This is a genomic window from Stenotrophomonas sp. YJH_SMC_12-1 (genome assembly GCF_059370935.1).
On sequence record NZ_JCAFUD010000002.1, the window covers coordinates 36,127 to 50,838 of the forward strand.

At 67.1% G+C, this 14,712-nt stretch carries 13 protein-coding genes; 9 read left to right on the forward strand and 4 right to left on the reverse strand.

The features are described 5' to 3' along the window. Window positions 1-133: 133 nt before the first annotated feature. Together yczE and AC5P8Y_RS03620 are read right to left on the reverse strand one after the other, a co-directional pair. Window positions 134-763, reverse strand: coding sequence for a membrane protein YczE (gene yczE, locus AC5P8Y_RS03615; protein ID WP_005408232.1), 630 nt, complete (start codon window positions 761-763; stop codon window positions 134-136). Between the two features lie 208 nt (window positions 764-971). Continuing rightward, complete coding sequence (locus AC5P8Y_RS03620) at window positions 972-1,991, reverse strand: zinc-binding alcohol dehydrogenase family protein (protein ID WP_049454674.1); 1,020 nt, start codon at window positions 1,989-1,991, stop codon at window positions 972-974. A 357-nt stretch (window positions 1,992-2,348) separates the two neighbouring features. Here AC5P8Y_RS03620 and AC5P8Y_RS03625 point away from each other — a divergent pair, with 357 nt between their 5' ends. The 4 genes from AC5P8Y_RS03625 to AC5P8Y_RS03640 all read left to right on the forward strand — a co-directional run bounded on the left by AC5P8Y_RS03625 (window position 2,349) and on the right by AC5P8Y_RS03640 (window position 5,426). Continuing rightward, entirely contained in the window at window positions 2,349-3,449 is a 1,101-nt protein-coding gene (locus AC5P8Y_RS03625) for an OmpA family protein (protein WP_005408234.1), read from the forward strand. 219 nt (window positions 3,450-3,668) lie between these two features. Next, window positions 3,669-4,175, forward strand: coding sequence for a hypothetical protein (locus AC5P8Y_RS03630; protein ID WP_005408235.1), 507 nt, complete (start codon window positions 3,669-3,671; stop codon window positions 4,173-4,175). Window positions 4,176-4,195: 20 nt separating this feature from the next. Beyond that, window positions 4,196-5,005, forward strand: coding sequence for a pseudouridine synthase (locus tag AC5P8Y_RS03635; RefSeq protein WP_329771619.1), 810 nt, complete (start codon window positions 4,196-4,198; stop codon window positions 5,003-5,005). 85 nt (window positions 5,006-5,090) lie between these two features. After that, entirely contained in the window at window positions 5,091-5,426 is a 336-nt protein-coding gene (locus AC5P8Y_RS03640; protein ID WP_049454677.1) for a hypothetical protein, read from the forward strand. An 84-nt stretch (window positions 5,427-5,510) separates the two neighbouring features. On the opposite strand, the gene kbl is transcribed toward AC5P8Y_RS03640, so the two are convergent. After that, window positions 5,511-6,719, reverse strand: a complete 1,209-nt coding sequence (gene kbl / locus AC5P8Y_RS03645) for a glycine C-acetyltransferase (protein WP_049403840.1) — start codon at window positions 6,717-6,719, stop codon at window positions 5,511-5,513. Between the two features lie 198 nt (window positions 6,720-6,917). Here kbl and AC5P8Y_RS03650 point away from each other — a divergent pair, with 198 nt between their 5' ends. Further along, window positions 6,918-7,613 (forward strand): TorF family putative porin, encoded by a 696-nt coding sequence (locus AC5P8Y_RS03650; protein ID WP_005412357.1) that lies wholly within the window; start codon window positions 6,918-6,920, stop codon window positions 7,611-7,613. Between the two features lie 132 nt (window positions 7,614-7,745). Here the strand turns inward: AC5P8Y_RS03650 and tdh are convergent, their stop codons facing one another. After that, window positions 7,746-8,768, reverse strand: coding sequence for an L-threonine 3-dehydrogenase (gene tdh / locus AC5P8Y_RS03655; RefSeq protein WP_010483949.1), 1,023 nt, complete (start codon window positions 8,766-8,768; stop codon window positions 7,746-7,748). 478 nt (window positions 8,769-9,246) lie between these two features. On the opposite strand from tdh, the gene AC5P8Y_RS03660 reads away from it, so the two are divergent. The 4 genes from AC5P8Y_RS03660 (at window position 9,247) to AC5P8Y_RS03675 (ending at window position 14,682) form a co-directional block, all read left to right on the forward strand. Further along, complete coding sequence (locus AC5P8Y_RS03660; protein WP_005412359.1) at window positions 9,247-11,409, forward strand: S46 family peptidase; 2,163 nt, start codon at window positions 9,247-9,249, stop codon at window positions 11,407-11,409. Between the two features lie 191 nt (window positions 11,410-11,600). Then, the gene (locus tag AC5P8Y_RS03665; protein ID WP_049403843.1) at window positions 11,601-12,245 is read left to right on the forward strand and encodes a histidine phosphatase family protein; all 645 of its coding nucleotides are present in this window, start codon (window positions 11,601-11,603) and stop codon (window positions 12,243-12,245) included. A 40-nt stretch (window positions 12,246-12,285) separates the two neighbouring features. After that, on the forward strand, window positions 12,286-13,557 hold the full coding sequence (gene folC, locus AC5P8Y_RS03670) for a bifunctional tetrahydrofolate synthase/dihydrofolate synthase (protein ID WP_049403845.1): 1,272 nt from the start codon (window positions 12,286-12,288) through the stop codon (window positions 13,555-13,557). Window positions 13,558-13,638: 81 nt separating this feature from the next. Further along, window positions 13,639-14,682 carry an SPOR domain-containing protein gene (locus AC5P8Y_RS03675; RefSeq protein WP_049403846.1) on the forward strand — a complete coding sequence of 348 codons (1,044 nt, stop codon included), beginning with the start codon at window positions 13,639-13,641 and terminating at the stop codon, window positions 14,680-14,682. Window positions 14,683-14,712 lie beyond the last annotated feature (30 nt).

Consider the following 14,712-nt stretch of genomic DNA (forward strand, 5'->3'; position numbering starts at 1 on the left):
GCGTGCTGTCGCTCCCGCATTTCGCTGCGCGAACCGCGGGCCCCACTTATCGGCCTCTACCCCCCGCGCCTGCGGCGCTGCCCCCGAACTCCGGGCGCGGTAGTGCCGGCCGCTGGCCGGCATCCCGATCAGCTCAGGGTGATTGCGGTTGCCGGCCAGCGGCCGGCACTACCGGGGGACGCCCAATCCCAAACCAGCCCAGCGTTACCCCGCACAGGGGGCCGATCAGCAGGGCGAAGGCGAGGGTGCCGACACCGACATTGCCGCCGAGCCACCAGCCCAGCAGTAGCACGCTGCCCTCGATCAGGCTGCGCACCTTCCAGATCGGCCAGCCGGTGCGGGCATGCAGGCCGGTCATCAGGCCGTCGCGCGGGCCGGGCCCGAGCTTGGCGCCGATGTACAGGCCGGTGGCCAGGGCGACCAGCAGCATGCCGGCGCAGAACATCGCCAGCTGCCAGCCAAGGCCGACCGCCGGGGGAAGCAACCACAGCCCGAACTGCGCGGATGGACCGATCAACATCACGTTGAGCACGGTGCCGACGCCCGGCTTCTGTCGCAATGGCCACCACAGCAGCAGCACCAGCGCACCGATCACATTGGTGGCCAGGCCGAACGATAGCGGCGTCTGTGCGGCGATGCCCTGCGACAACACGTCCCAGGGGGCCACGCCGATCGCTGCACGGATCATCAGCGAGGCGCCGAAGCCGTACAGGAACAGGCCGATGATCAGTTGCAGCAGACGCAGGGGCAGGGCGGTGGGCATGGCGGCGCTCGGGGAGAGGGGAGGGATCTGTTTCCACCGTAATCCCGATTCAGTCACTCCCATAGATACAGATGACGGCCGATCCGCCGCTACAGGAGTCGTCGATCCTGCGTATGGGACGTTCTGTGGAGCTGGGCCATGCTCGGCTGCTTTGCCTGGCACCGCCAGCCGAACATGGCCCGGCACTGCACCGGCGTTCCAGCCTGGCTCAGTCGCTCCAGCCGGCCAGCGCCAGCTTGCCCACCGTGCGCCCGCTGGCCAAGCGCTGATGCGCGATGTCCAGATTCGCCGCATTGATCGCGCCCAGCGTCTCGCTGAGGGTGCCGCGCAGCTGGCCAGCGTCGATCATGCTGGCCGCGCGGCTGAGGATGCGGTGCTGTTCGATGCGGTCCGCCGTGGCGAAGCGCGAACGCGCGAACATGAACTCCCAGTGGATGCCGATGCACTTGGCCTTGTAGGGATCACCGATGCGCAGCGCGCCGCGCGGTTCGACGATGAGGCCGACATGGCCCTGTGGCGCCAGCAGTTGACCCAACGCATCCCAGTAATGGTCGGTGTCGGCCAGGTTGAGCGCGACCTGTACTGCGTCGATGCCCGATGCCTGCAGCTGGGGCAGCAGCGGCTGCCGGTGGTCGATTACATGCTGGGCACCCATCTGCCGGCACCAGTCGATCGACGACTCACGCGAGGCGGTGGCGATCACCTCGAATCCGGCGTGCCGGCCCAGCTGGATCGCCATCGATCCAACACCGCCTGCTCCGCCGATCACCAGCAGGTGCTGGCCGGCATGGCGGCGATCATCCAGCTGCAATGGCATGCGCTGGAACAGCAGTTCCCATGCGGTGAGCGTGGTCAGTGGCAGTGCGGCCGCTTCGGCGAAGTCGAGCGTGGTCGGCTTGCGCGCTACCAGCCGTTCGTCCACAAGATGGAACTGCGCATTGCAGCCCGGCCGGGTGACATCACCGGCGTAGTAGACCTCGTCGCCGGACGCGAACAGGCTGGCGTCCTCGCCGATCGCTTCGACCACCCCGGCGGCGTCCCAGCCGAGTACGCGGGGTGCTTCGAGCGTGGCCGGATCGGTGGCCGCCCGCTGCTTGCCGTCGACCGGGTTCACCGAGACGGCCTCGACCCGGATCAGCAGGTCGCGGCCACCCGGAGGCAGCGGCGGGGGGAGGTGGATATCGCAGAGGGCGGGGGCGGATTCACGACTCAGGGCGACGGCTTTCATCTCGGCTCCGGCTGGGTACGTGGCTCCATCATAGAGTTCCTCACGTTTCAGCAGATACGCTGAATCGGGTGGAGCAAGCTGTTGCGCAATATGTGGTATTCCGCACTTAAACCCCGTCAAACCCTTGCAGCGTGAGGGTCTTGCGGATTTTCATCATCCTGTATAGGGTTTCAACGTCGGACCGGTGGAGGGTCGGGCGCGATACTTCACATGTTACGGGACTGTTAACATGACCTTCACCCGCCTGAGCATAATGTTCGCGGCGGTGGCGTGCTGAATCGGCTGTCGAACATCGACGCACTAGTGCTGGCCCATGCCTCTACCGGTTTCATACCCCCGAAATAGGAGCTGTACTCAATGAACAAGAAGATCCTTACTGCCGCGCTGCTGGGTGGTCTGGCTTTCGCCCAGGCTGCGTCCGCGCAGGAGTTCGATGACCGCTGGTACCTGACCGGTTCGGCCGGCTTCAACTTCCAGGACAGCGACCGCCTGACCAATGACGCTCCGTTCGTCACCCTGGGCCTGGGCAAGTTCATCAGCCCGAACTGGTCGCTGGACGGTGAGCTGAACTACCAGAACCCGAACTTCGACGCCAACAAGGACATGAACTGGTCGCAGTACGGCGTCTCGCTGGACCTGCGTCGCCACTTCATCAAGGAAGGCCGCGGCTGGAACCCGTACCTGCTGGCCGGCCTGGGCTACCAGAAGTCGGAAGAAGAGTACAACCCGATCAGCGGTGGCCTGGCTGACCGCAAGGACGGCAACTTTGCCGCCAAGGTCGGCGTCGGTCTGCAGACCACCTTCGAGAAGCGCGTCGCTGTCCGTGCCGAGGTCGCCTACCGCGCTGATTTCGACGACCAGAGCGTGAACCCGAAGCGTGCCGGCAACGATGAAAGCTGGTTCGGCGACGTGCTGGCTTCGGTCGGCGTCGTGATCCCGCTGGGCCCGGCTCCGGTCGCGGCTGCTCCGGCTCCGGCTCCGGTTGCCCCGAGCTGCGCCGACCTGGATGACGACGGTGACGGCGTCAACAACTGCGACGACAAGTGCCCGAACTCGCAGCCGGGTCAGACCATCGGTCCGGACGGTTGCCCGGTGCCGGTCTCCATCGACCTGAAGGGCGTCAACTTCGACTTCGACAAGTCGAACCTGCGTCCGGACGCCGTGGCGATCCTGAGCGAAGCCACCGAGATCCTGAAGCGTTACCCGGATCTGCGCGTTGAAGTCGCCGGTCACACCGACTCGAAGGGTACCGACGCTTACAACCAGAAGCTGTCGGAGCGTCGTGCTACCGCCGTGTACAACTACCTGACCAAGAACGGCGTTGACGCCGGTCGCCTGGTCGGCCCGATCGGCTACGGCGAGAGCCGTCCGATTGCTCCGAACACCAACCCGGATGGTTCGGACAACCCGGAAGGTCGCGCCAAGAACCGTCGTACCGAGCTGAACGTCCAGAACTAAGTTCTGACGCTCTGCCAGTAGGACACAGCAGGACCCGGCTTCGGCCGGGTCTTGTTGTTTCTGCGGCCCGGAATCCGTTGCCTGCCGGTCCGGGGGTAACCGTTCATCGGATTTTTGTCCGTAAAACCAATGGGTTGCCGTATTCATTGAAAGTGGCGCTTGAAAGCTGTCGCGGCATTGCTAAACTCGCCGCGTCACTTCCTTTCCTGGATGCCCTTCATGCTGCGCTCTGCATCGGCCGCCGTCCTGGCGCTGGCCCTGGTTCCCGCCGCCCACGCTGCGGTCGATTGCTCGGTCAACACCAGCGCCTCGCCGCTGCCGTTGCCGGCCACGACCATCGCGCCGGTGGCCGACGAGCTCTACATCCGTGGCAACCAGCTGGGCATGCCGGCCGGCGTGCTGAGCAGCAACTACGATCCGTCGCAGTCGCTGGACCAGGTGCTGCAGCGCCTGCGCATCGATGGCTGCCAGAACATCGCCAAGGCCATTCCGAGCGCACCGGCGGTGAAGCCGAACGATCCGGCGGCCTACAAGCCGCAGACCGAATTCGACAACACGCCCTGGCGCTTCGACATGAGCCAGAACGGCAAGCGCATGACCGCCGAAGAGTTCGACGCCTGGATGAAGGCGCGTGGCGTGCGTGTGGTCAAGGCGCGTCCGGCTCCGGCCGCCACTCCGGCCCCGGCCGAAGCACCGGCTGAGACCAAGCCGGTCGACAAGAAGTAAGCGCCGCGGGGAGCAGAGGCTTGCGCACGCGCCGCCCACCTGCCGCCCCCGCCGCCCGCTCCCACGCATCGCGTGGGCGTGCGACTCCCGCTGCCACAGCCGCCGGTGTCCGTCATGGCCTGGCGCGCGTGCTGTCCAAGGCCGGCGTCTGCTCGCGCAGCGAGGCCGCGCGCTGGATTGCCGAGGGCCGCGTACGCGTCTCCGGCCGCATCGTGCGGGATCCCGAGTTCCCGATTGGCCAGCCGGCGCCGCCGATCGAGGTCGATGGCCAGCCGATGGGCGCGCCGCAGCGCCTGTACCTGATGCTCAACAAGCCACGCGGGGTGGTGACCACCGCGCAGGACGAGCGTGGCCGCGACACCGTCTACCGCTGTTTCGATGGTGCAGGGCTGCCGTGGATAGCGCCGGTCGGGCGCCTGGACAAGGCCAGTGAAGGGCTGTTGCTGTTCAGCAACGATCCGCAGTGGGCCGCGCGCCTGACCGATCCGGAAACGGGTCCGCAGAAGACGTACCACGTGCAGGTCGACCGCCTGCCCGATGACGCCACGCTGGCGGCCCTGCAGGCCGGCGTGGAGGACGAGGGCGAGTTCCTCGTGGCCCAGGCCGTGCGCGTGCTGCGCAGCGGCGACAAGACCGCGTGGCTGGAGGTGGTCCTCGACGAGGGCCGCAACCGCCACATCCGCCGCCTGCTGGCGGCCTTCGACCTGCAGGTGCTGCGCCTGGTCCGGGTTGCGATCGGCGGGCTGCAGCTCGGCGATCTCGGCAAGGGCCAGTGGCGGATGCTGGAGGTCAATGATCAGCGGCGGCTGGGGGCCGCTGCACCGGGCTGATCATCGCCCGCGGCCGGCGGTTGCCGGCCACCGTTCCAGGCGTAGGGGGCGCCTGGTTGCTGAACTTCCCGAACGGAGCCTGCCCATGTACCACCCGACCCTCAACCAAACCCTGCGCTGCGCAGGCCTGCTGCTGCCGATGGTGCTGCTGACCGCCTGTGGTGGCCACAAGAAGGTGGCCAAGGCAGAAGCGCCGGCCGAAACCCCGGTGGTGGAAGTGAAGACCCCGGAGCTGGATGGCCGCGGCAGCTACCGCTTCCTGATGAGCAACGGCGACAAGAAGATGACCGCCGATGAGTTCGATGCCTGGATGAAGGCCAACGGCATCCGCGTTGCCAAGGGCAACGGCCAGGACGCTGCCGCCAAGCCGGTGGTGGTGGCCAGCAAGGACGAGCCGAAGGGCAAGAAGAAAAAGAAGTGATGCTGGGAAGGTGCCGACCTCGGTCGGCACGCCCTCAAGCTCTGGTAGGTGCCGACCTTGGTCGGCACGCTTTGACCGCTGGGATCAACCCTTGATCACGCCCAGCTCGACACCGATGCGGGTGAACGCATCGATCGCGCGGTCCAGCTGCTCGCGGCTGTGCGCAGCGCTGATCTGGGTGCGGATGCGGGCCTGGCCCTTGGGCACCACCGGGAAGAAGAAGCCGATCGCGTAGATGCCTTCTTCGAGCAGGCGCTCGGCGAACTTCTGCGCCAGCGGTGCGTCGTACAGCATCACCGGGCTGATCGGGTGTACGCCCGGCTTCACGTCGAAACCGGCGGCGACCATCTTTTCGCGGAAGTAGCGGGTGTTCTCCACCAGGGTGTCGCGCAGGTCGTCAGCGGCGGCCAGCATCTCGAACGCCTTGATGCCGGCGGCCACCACATGCGGCGGCAGCGAGTTGGAGAACAGGTACGGCCGCGAACGCTGGCGCAGCAGCTCGATCACCTCGGCGCTGGCGCAGGTGAAGCCGCCCAGTGCACCGCCCATGGCCTTGCCCAGGGTGCCGGTGATGATGTCGATCTTCTCCAGCACGCCCTTCACTTCGGCCGAGCCGCGGCCGGTGGCACCGAGGAAGCCGGTGGCGTGGCATTCGTCGATGTGCACCAGCGCGTTGTACTTCTTCGCCAGCGCGGTGATCTCGTCCAGCGGAGCAATGAAGCCGTCCATCGAGAACACGCCGTCGGTGGTGATCAGCTTGGTCTTGCAGCCGGCGGCATCGGCGGCCTGCAGCTGGGCTTCCAGGTCGGCCATGTCGCAGTTGGCGTAGCGGAAGCGCTTGGCCTTGCACAGGCGCACGCCGTCGATGATCGAGGCGTGGTTCAGTGCATCGGAAATGATCGCGTCGTTCTCACCGAGCAGCGGTTCGAACAGGCCGCCGTTGGCGTCGAAACAGGCCGCGTACAGGATGGTGTCCTGCTTGCCGAAGAAGTCGGCGATCTGCTTCTCCAGCTGCTTGTGCAGGTCCTGGGTACCGCAGATGAAGCGCACCGAGGCCATGCCGAAGCCGTGGGTATCCAGCGCATCCTTGGCGGCCTGGATCAGGTCCGGATGGTCGGCCAGGCCCAGGTAGTTGTTGGCACAGAAGTTCAGCACCTTGCGGCCATCCTCGAGGGTGATCTCGGCCGACTGCGGGCTGGTGATGATCCGCTCGGACTTGAACAGGCCCTGGGCGCGGATGGCGTCCAGTTCCTCGGCGTAGTGGCGGGTCAGGGCGGAGGAGGCGTCGGTCATGGCGTGGGCACGGCTCTGAACGGGGAAACCGTTGATTCTACCGGGCTACGACGGCCTTCGACCGGGCCGGGCAGGGCACCGCCACGGGTGGCACATGTTGCATCGCAATAGCAAACGGGTTAAAAATTCGTGAACCGCGCCTGTCTGGCGCCGGTTGCCCGCTCCCCCTTCCCGCCCCCGCCACCCTCGGAGACGCCCATGAAGCACGCCCGTGCCTGCCTCGCCATTGCCGCTGCCCTGACCCTGGCCGCCCCGTTCGCCGCCAGCGCCCAGGAAAACGAATCGCCGTACAGCTGGAACGTCACCGCTGTTTCCGATTACCTGTTCCGTGGTGTGTCGCAGACCGACGAGGATCCGACCCTGCAGGCCGGTTTCACCTACACCAGCCCGGTTGGCCTGTACGCAGGCGTATGGGGCTCGGGCGTGGATTTTGGTGCGGGTGACCCGAAGACCGAGGTCGACTACCTGATCGGCTACGGCGTGGACGTCACCGAGCGCGTCAACTTCGACGTGCTGCTGAACCGCTACACCTACCTGAAGTCCAGCCACCAGAACTACAACGAGCTGATCACCACCACCACGCTGGATGACACCTACAAGCTGACGGTGGCCTACACCAACGATGTCTGGAACAGCAGCACCGATGGCTGGTACTTCGGCCTGGGCGGCAGCTGGGGCCTGCCGAAGGACTTCACCCTGAATGCCAACGTCGGTCGCAGCACCTTCGAGGACGGCATCGCCAAGGACTACACCGACTGGAACGTCGGCGTCGCGCGCCAGTTCGGCCTGTTCAACGTCGGCCTGGGCTACTACGGCACCGACGGCAACGGCCGTGACAATTCCGGCAAGCTGGCCCACAGCCGGGTGATGCTGAGCGTCGCCGTCGGCAAGTAACGCCGCAGGCGTTACGGGTAGTGCCGGCCGCTGGCCGGCAACACCAAAGAAAAAGGCGCCCATCGGGCGCCTTTTTCAATTTCAAGGTGTGCCGAGCAAGCTCGGCACCCACCCATCGCGCACGGCGAAGGGTCAATTCCAGCTCAAAACAACCTTGCCGGCCTTGCCTTCTTCCATCAGGTCGAAGCCCTTCTGGAAGTCGTCGATCGGCAGCTGGTGGGTCATCACCTTGCCGAGCGGGAAGCCGGACAGCACCAGCTGGGTCATCTTGTACCAGGTCTCGTACATCTTGCGGCCGTAGATGCCCTGCACGGTCAGGCCCTTGAAGATGATCTTGTCCCAGTCGCAGCCGGCGCCCTTGGGCATGATGCCGAGCATGGCGATCTTGCCGCCGTGGTACATGCAGTCGAGCATGTCGTTGAACGCACGCGGGTTGCCGCTCATTTCCAGGCCCACGTCGAAGCCCTCCATGTGCAGTTCCTTCATCACGTCCTTCAGCGACTGGTTGGCCACGTTGACCACGCGGGTGGCGCCCATGTCGGCGGCCAGCTTCAGGCGGAAATCATTGACGTCGGTCACCACCACGTTGCGCGCACCGATGTGCTTGCAGATGCCGGCGGCGATGATGCCGATCGGGCCGGCACCGGTGATCAGCACGTCCTCGCCGATCACGTTGAACTCCAGCGCACAGTGCGCGGCATTGCCGTACGGGTCGAAGAACGCAGCCAGCTCCGACGGGATCTGGTCCGGGATCGGCCACAGGTTGCTGGCCGGCATCACCATGTATTCGGCGAAGGCGCCGTTGACGTTGACGCCGATGCCGACGGTGTTCGGGCACAGGTGCGGGCGGCCGCCACGGCAGTTGCGGCAGTGGCCGCAGACGATGTGGCCTTCGGCCGAGACGCGCTGGCCGATTTCATAGCCGGTCACGGCCGAGCCGAGTGCGGCGACGCGACCGACGAATTCGTGGCCGATGGTCAGGCCCGGCTTGATGGTGCGCTGACTCCACTCGTCCCACAGGTAGATGTGCAGGTCGGTGCCGCAGATCGCGGTCTTCTCCAGCTTGATCAGGACCTCGTTCGGGCCCGGGGTCGGCACCGGAACTTCTTCCAGCCAGATGCCCTTGGCCGCTTCGCGCTTGACCAGGGCCTTCATCGTTTGCTGCGCCATCGGGGTGGAACTCATCAGGGGGAAAGCGCGGATTATAGGGTGCCGCGCGGATTTCCCATGTTGCGCTGCGGGTGCATTGGCGGAACGAAAGGCGTGCGCCGGCGGGCGTTTCGAACGTGCCGCAAACAGCAGCGCCTCCTTGATTCCGGGGGAGGGGGCGTGGTCACCCTGGCCGGGACACGCAAAAGCCCATCCATGGTGCTCGATGGCGCCTTGCTCGTGCGCGCTGTCCTGCGCACACGGCAAGACCGGGGTTGGGCGTCCTGCCCAACCCGCCAGTCGCATGCGCCCGGCCCATGGCGCCAACGGTCCCGGCCAGGGTGACCACGCCCCCTCTGGACCATTCCATGTGCGCGGCCGACGTGCGCATGGCAGCGCGAGAAGCAGGCCCATGACTTCCGGGGTTCGGGCCGGGGCGGGGCGGCGGGCTACAATCGAGGGTTCCACTACCAGGGGCCGCTCCATGCGCTCGAACCTGCTTGCATTCTCCATCGTCGCCAGCCTCGGGCTGGCCCAGGTCGCCCATGCCGCTGAAGGCATGTGGGTGCCGCAGCAGCTGCCGGAAATCGCCGGCCCGCTGCAGAAGGCCGGCCTGAAGCTGTCCCCGGAACAGCTGTCCAACCTGACCGGCGACCCGATGGGCGCGGTCGTCGCCCTCGGCGGCTGCACCGCCAGCTTCGTCTCGCCGCAGGGCCTGGTGGTCACCAACCACCACTGCGCTTATGGCGCCATCCAGCTGAATTCGACCGCGCAGAAGAACCTGATCAAGGACGGCTTCAACGCGCCGACCCTGAAGGACGAACTGAGCGCTGGCCCGAACGCCCGCGTGTTCGTGCTCGACCAGATCACCGACGTCACCACCCAGGCCAAGGCCGCCATCGCTGCCGCCGGCAACGACCCGCTGGCCCGCAGCCGCGCGCTGGACGCCTTCGACAAGGCCCAGGTCGCCGCCTGTGAAGCCGATGCCGGCTTCCGCTGCCGCCTGTACAGCTTCTCCGGAGGCAACACCTACCGCCTGTTCCGCAACATGGAAATCAAGGACGTGCGCCTGGTCTACGCGCCCCCGGGCAGCGTCGGCAAGTTCGGCGGCGACGTCGACAACTGGATGTGGCCGCGCCACACCGGCGATTTCTCGTTCTACCGCGCCTACGTCGGCAAGGACGGCAAGCCGGCCGCCTTCGCCGCCGACAACGTGCCGTACCAGCCCAAGCACTTCCTGAAGTTCGCCGACCAGCCGCTGGGTGCCGACGACTTCGTGATGGTGGCGGGCTACCCGGGCCGCACCAACCGCTATGCCCTGGCCGGTGAATTCAACGAAACCGCCAGCTTCACCTACCCGACCATCGCCAAGCACTACAACGCCGTGCTGAAGATGATCGCCGACGCCGGCAAGGCCGACGCCGACGTCAAGGTGAAGTACGCCGCCACCGCCGCCAGCATGAACAACGTGGCCAAGAACTACCTGGGCCAGCTGGAAGGCTTCAAGCGCATCGACGCCGCTGGCCAGAAGCAGGCTGAAGAAGCCGCCGTGCTGGCGTGGCTGAAGAAGCAGGGCGCTGCCGGCAAGCCGGCCCTGGCGGCACACGCGCAGCTGCTCAAGCATCTGGATACCAGCAAGTCGACCCGCGAACGCGACCTGTTCGTCGGTCAGTTCAACAACACCTCGGCCGTTGGCGCGGCGATCACCCTGTACCGCCTGTCGATCGAGCGCAGCAAGCCGGATGCCGAACGCGAAGCCGGTTACCAGGAACGCGACCTGACCACCATCGAAGGTGGCCTGAAGCAGATGGACCGCCGCTACGTGGCGAAGATGGACCAGCAGCTGCAGGCCTACTGGCTGGACCAGTACGTGGCCCTGCCGGCCGCACAGCGCGACAACGAAGTGCTGAACAAGTGGCTGGCCGGCAGCGATGCCGCTGCGGTGAAATCGCTGGTGGGCAAGCTGTCGGGCACCGAGCTGGGCAGCCTGGATGCACGCCTGAAATGGTTCAAGGCCGACCGCGCCGCGTTTGAGGCCAGCAACGATCCGGCCATCCAGTACGCCGTGGCCGTCATGCCGGCACTGCTGAAGCAGGAAGAGCAGAAGAAGATCCGCGAAGGCGAATCGCTGACCGCGCGCCCGCTGTACCTGCAGGCCGTGGCCGACTACAAGAAGAGCCAGGGTGAGTTCGTCTACCCGGACGCCAACCTGTCGCTGCGCATCACCTTCGGGAACGTCATGGGCTATGGCAAGGACGGCGTGAAGTACACCCCGTTCACCACCCTGGAAGGCGTGGCGGCGAAGGAAACCGGTGAGGATCCGTTCGATTCGCCGAAGGCGCTGCTCGATGCGGTCAAGGCCAAGCGTTACGGCGGCCTGGAAGACAAGCGCATTGGTTCGGTGCCGGTGAACTTCCTGTCCAACCTGGACATCACCGGTGGCAACTCGGGTTCGCCGGTGCTGGACGCCAACGGCAAGCTGGTCGGCCTGGCCTTCGATGGCAACTGGGAATCGGTCAGCTCCAACTGGGTGTTCGACCCGGTGATGACCCGCATGATCGCCGTCGACAGCCGCTACATGCAGTGGATCATGCAGGAAGTGGCGCCGGCGCCGCAGCTGCTGAAGGAACTGAACCTGGCGAAGTGAGGTAGTGCCGGCCGCTGGCCGGCAACCTCGACCAGACAGCCGGAGTTTCCGAAACCCCGCGACCCACGTCGCGGGGTTTTTTCATGCCCGGCCCGGCCCGGTGCGCCGAACAGGTATCATCCCTGTTCCGCGTACTTCACAGGATGTGAACGAAACGCGGAAACCTCCTCCCCCCAGGACCCCTTGCACGCATGCGCATCCTGCTTGCCCGCCACGGCGAAACGCCGTGGAACGCCGAAGGCCGCTACCAGGGCCAGATCGATATTCCGCTTTCGCCGATCGGTGAAGCCCAGGCCCAGGCACTGGGTGCCCGCCTCGCCTCGGTGGACGTCACCCGTGCCGTCGCCTCGCCGCTGTCGCGCGCGCAGCGCACCGCGCAGCTGGCGCTTGGCGCCGCCCGCGCCGACATGCTGCTGACCGAGCCGGAGCTGCAGGAAATCGCCCACGGTGAATGGGAAGGGTTGCTCGCCAGCGAGATCCACGAGAAGGATCCGTCGCGCCTGCAGGCCTGGCGCGAGGAGCCGGATACGGTGTTGATGCCCGGCGGCGAATCGCTGCGCCTGGTGCTGGAGCGCAGTTGGCGCGGGCTGGCCCGCGCCACCGAAGGCCTCGGCGAGCACGACACTCTGCTGGTGGTTGCGCACGATGCGGTCAACCGCGTGATCCTGTGCAAGGTGCTGGGCCTGCCGCTTTCCCGCCTGTGGACTTTCCGCCAGGCACCGACCACGCTCAACCTGCTCGAAGGCGCCGACCTGGACAGCCTGGAAGTGGTGCGCCTGAACGACTGCGCCCACCACACGCCGTTCTTCGGCGAAGCCAAGCACCGCGCTCTCTGATCCATCCCCCGCATCAACTGCTTCTGCTGGAACCGCTGCCGTGACGAACACCCCGACCACCCTGGCCGACTGGCTGGACTACATTGAACGCCAGCACCCGGCGAGCATCGACATGGGCCTGGAGCGCGTGCGCGCCGTGGCCGCGGCGATGGGCCTGGGCGCGCCGGCCAAGCGCACCATCGTGGTCGGTGGCACCAACGGCAAGGGCTCAACCGTGGCTTTCATCGAAGCCATTGCACGCGCCGCCGGCTGGAAGGTCGGTGCCTACACCTCGCCGCACCTGCTGCGCTACAACGAGCGCGTGCGCATCGACGGCCAGGACGTGGACGATGCCGCGCTGGTCGCCGCGTTCAATACGATCGAAGCCGTGCGTGGCGAGATCACGCTGACCTATTTCGAGTACGGCACGCTGGCCGCGCTGCAGCTGTTCGCCGACGCCGGGCTGGACCTGGCGGTACTGGAAGTGGGCCTGGGCGGCCGCCTCGATGCGGTCAACATCGTCGATGCTGACGTGGCGGTGATCACGACCGTGGACATCGACCATGCCGAGTGGCTGGGCGAGGATCGCGAGGCGATCGGGACCGAGAAGGCCGGCATCATCCGCGGCTGGAAGCCGGTGATCCTGGGCGAGACCGATCCGCCGTCGAGCGTGCTGCGCCGTGCCTACCTGGTTGGCGCCAATGCGATCCGTGGTGGCAGCGACTATTTCTACGAGCCGATCGATGCGCAGCGTTGGCGCTGGCGCGATGTCGGCCTGCGCATGGAACTGCCGACCCCGGCGCTGGCCGGCCCGATCCAGCTGGCCAATGCGGGTGCCGCCATCGCCGCGCTGCGCGCGCTGGACAAGCCGGTGCCGCGTGCGGCGTGGGCCGCCGGTGTCGCAGCGGCGCGCATTTCCGGCCGGCTGCAGGCATTCGAGCGCGATGGCGTGCAGATCCGCGTCGACGTCGGCCACAACCCGCAGGCGGCGGGCCAGCTGGCGCGTGCGCTGAAGGCCGAGGTCTCTGCCGGGCGCACCCTGGCGGTGTACGCCGCGCTGCAGGACAAGGACGCAGCGGGGGTGGTGCAGGCGCTGGAGGACGTAGTGGGCGAGTGGACCCTGGCCGGGCTGGAAGGCCCGCGCGGGCAGAGCGCCGTCCAGCTGCAGGCACGCCTGGCCGGCACCGCCGCCGCCACGGCGCTGCTGGCTGACAGCGTCGAACAGGCACTGGCGCAGGTGCTGGCCCAGGCCGAGCGCGGTGACCGCGTGCTGGTGTTCGGCTCCTTCCATACCGCTGCCGCCGCCCTGCAATGGCTGCAGGGCGATGCCTGATACGCGTTCAGCCAACGCCGACGCCGTCCGGTCCGGCACCCGTATAATCGATGCCAATCTCCGGACAGTTGCCTGCCTCACGTGGATACGCCTCTGAAACAGCGTCTGATTGGTGCCATCGTGCTGGTGGCACTGGCCGTGATTTTCCTGCCGATGCTGGTCAAGGGACCCGCACCGGACAGCGGCGTGGCCAATGTGCCGATCGCCGCGCCGGATGCACCGGCCGATGGCCAGTTCGAAACCCGTGAGCTGCCCCTGGTCGCCCCGGCCGGTGGTGCCACCGGTCTGCAGACCGGGCAGGCCAAGCCGCTGCAGGACGCCGCCACGCCGGCCACTCCGCCGACCGTGGATACCTCGCCGACGGTCGCCGCCGGCAACTATGCGGTTACCTTCGGTGCCTACGGCAGCAAGGCCGACGCCGATGCGGTGATCGCCTACCTGAAGCGCTCGCAGCTGCCGGGCTTCGCCGAAACGGCGACCATCAACGGCCGCCAGGCATGGCGCGTGCGCGTGGGGCCGTACGCCGACCGTGCACAGGCCGAGGCCGCCCGCCTGCAGGCGGTGAAGATCCGTGCCGATGTGAAGGCCGAAGTGATCACCCTGGATGCCGCAGCGGACAGCAGCGCCCCGGTGGCAGCCACCCCGGCACCGGCTACGCCGAGCGCCAGTACCCCATCCGCCGCCACCGCGCCGTCGGCCACCAGCAACCCGGTGCGCAGTGAAAACCTGCCGCCGAGTACGCCGACTGCAACGACCACTCCGGCGGCCAAGCCCGAGCCGCCGAAGCCGGCGCCGAAGCCCGAAACCCCGAAGCCCGAGCCGAAGCCGGAGGCCACTGCCAGCAAGCCGGCAACGGCCCCGGCCACGCCGGCAGCACCAGCCGCCAGCGGCGTCGGCTTTGCCGTGCAGCTGGGCGCGTTCGGCCAGGCCAACGATGCCAACGCCCTGCGCGACAAGGTCCGCGCCGCCGGCTTCAGTGCTTTTGTCGAGCAGGTGCGCACCGAAAAGGGCACCCTGCATCGCGTCCGCGTCGGGCCGGTGGCCAACCGTGGCGATGCCGAGCAGCTGAAGGCGCAGGTTGCCGCCAAGGTCGGCGTGGCCGGCATGGTCCGACCGCACCCATGACCCACGCGCAGCCTCGTTGCCAGCGCCGCC

Coding starts and splice junctions, on each gene's coding strand:
- yczE (WP_005408232.1), bottom strand. CDS start 763: ATGCCCACCGCCCTGCCCCTGCGTCTGCTGCAACTGATCATCGGCCTG.
- AC5P8Y_RS03620 (WP_049454674.1), bottom strand. CDS start 1,991: ATGAAAGCCGTCGCCCTGAGTCGTGAATCCGCCCCCGCCCTCTGCGAT.
- AC5P8Y_RS03625 (WP_005408234.1), top strand. CDS start 2,349: ATGAACAAGAAGATCCTTACTGCCGCGCTGCTGGGTGGTCTGGCTTTC.
- AC5P8Y_RS03630 (WP_005408235.1), top strand. CDS start 3,669: ATGCTGCGCTCTGCATCGGCCGCCGTCCTGGCGCTGGCCCTGGTTCCC.
- AC5P8Y_RS03640 (WP_049454677.1), top strand. CDS start 5,091: ATGTACCACCCGACCCTCAACCAAACCCTGCGCTGCGCAGGCCTGCTG.
- kbl (WP_049403840.1), bottom strand. CDS start 6,719: ATGACCGACGCCTCCTCCGCCCTGACCCGCCACTACGCCGAGGAACTG.
- AC5P8Y_RS03650 (WP_005412357.1), top strand. CDS start 6,918: ATGAAGCACGCCCGTGCCTGCCTCGCCATTGCCGCTGCCCTGACCCTG.
- tdh (WP_010483949.1), bottom strand. CDS start 8,768: ATGAAGGCCCTGGTCAAGCGCGAAGCGGCCAAGGGCATCTGGCTGGAA.
- AC5P8Y_RS03660 (WP_005412359.1), top strand. CDS start 9,247: ATGCGCTCGAACCTGCTTGCATTCTCCATCGTCGCCAGCCTCGGGCTG.
- AC5P8Y_RS03665 (WP_049403843.1), top strand. CDS start 11,601: ATGCGCATCCTGCTTGCCCGCCACGGCGAAACGCCGTGGAACGCCGAA.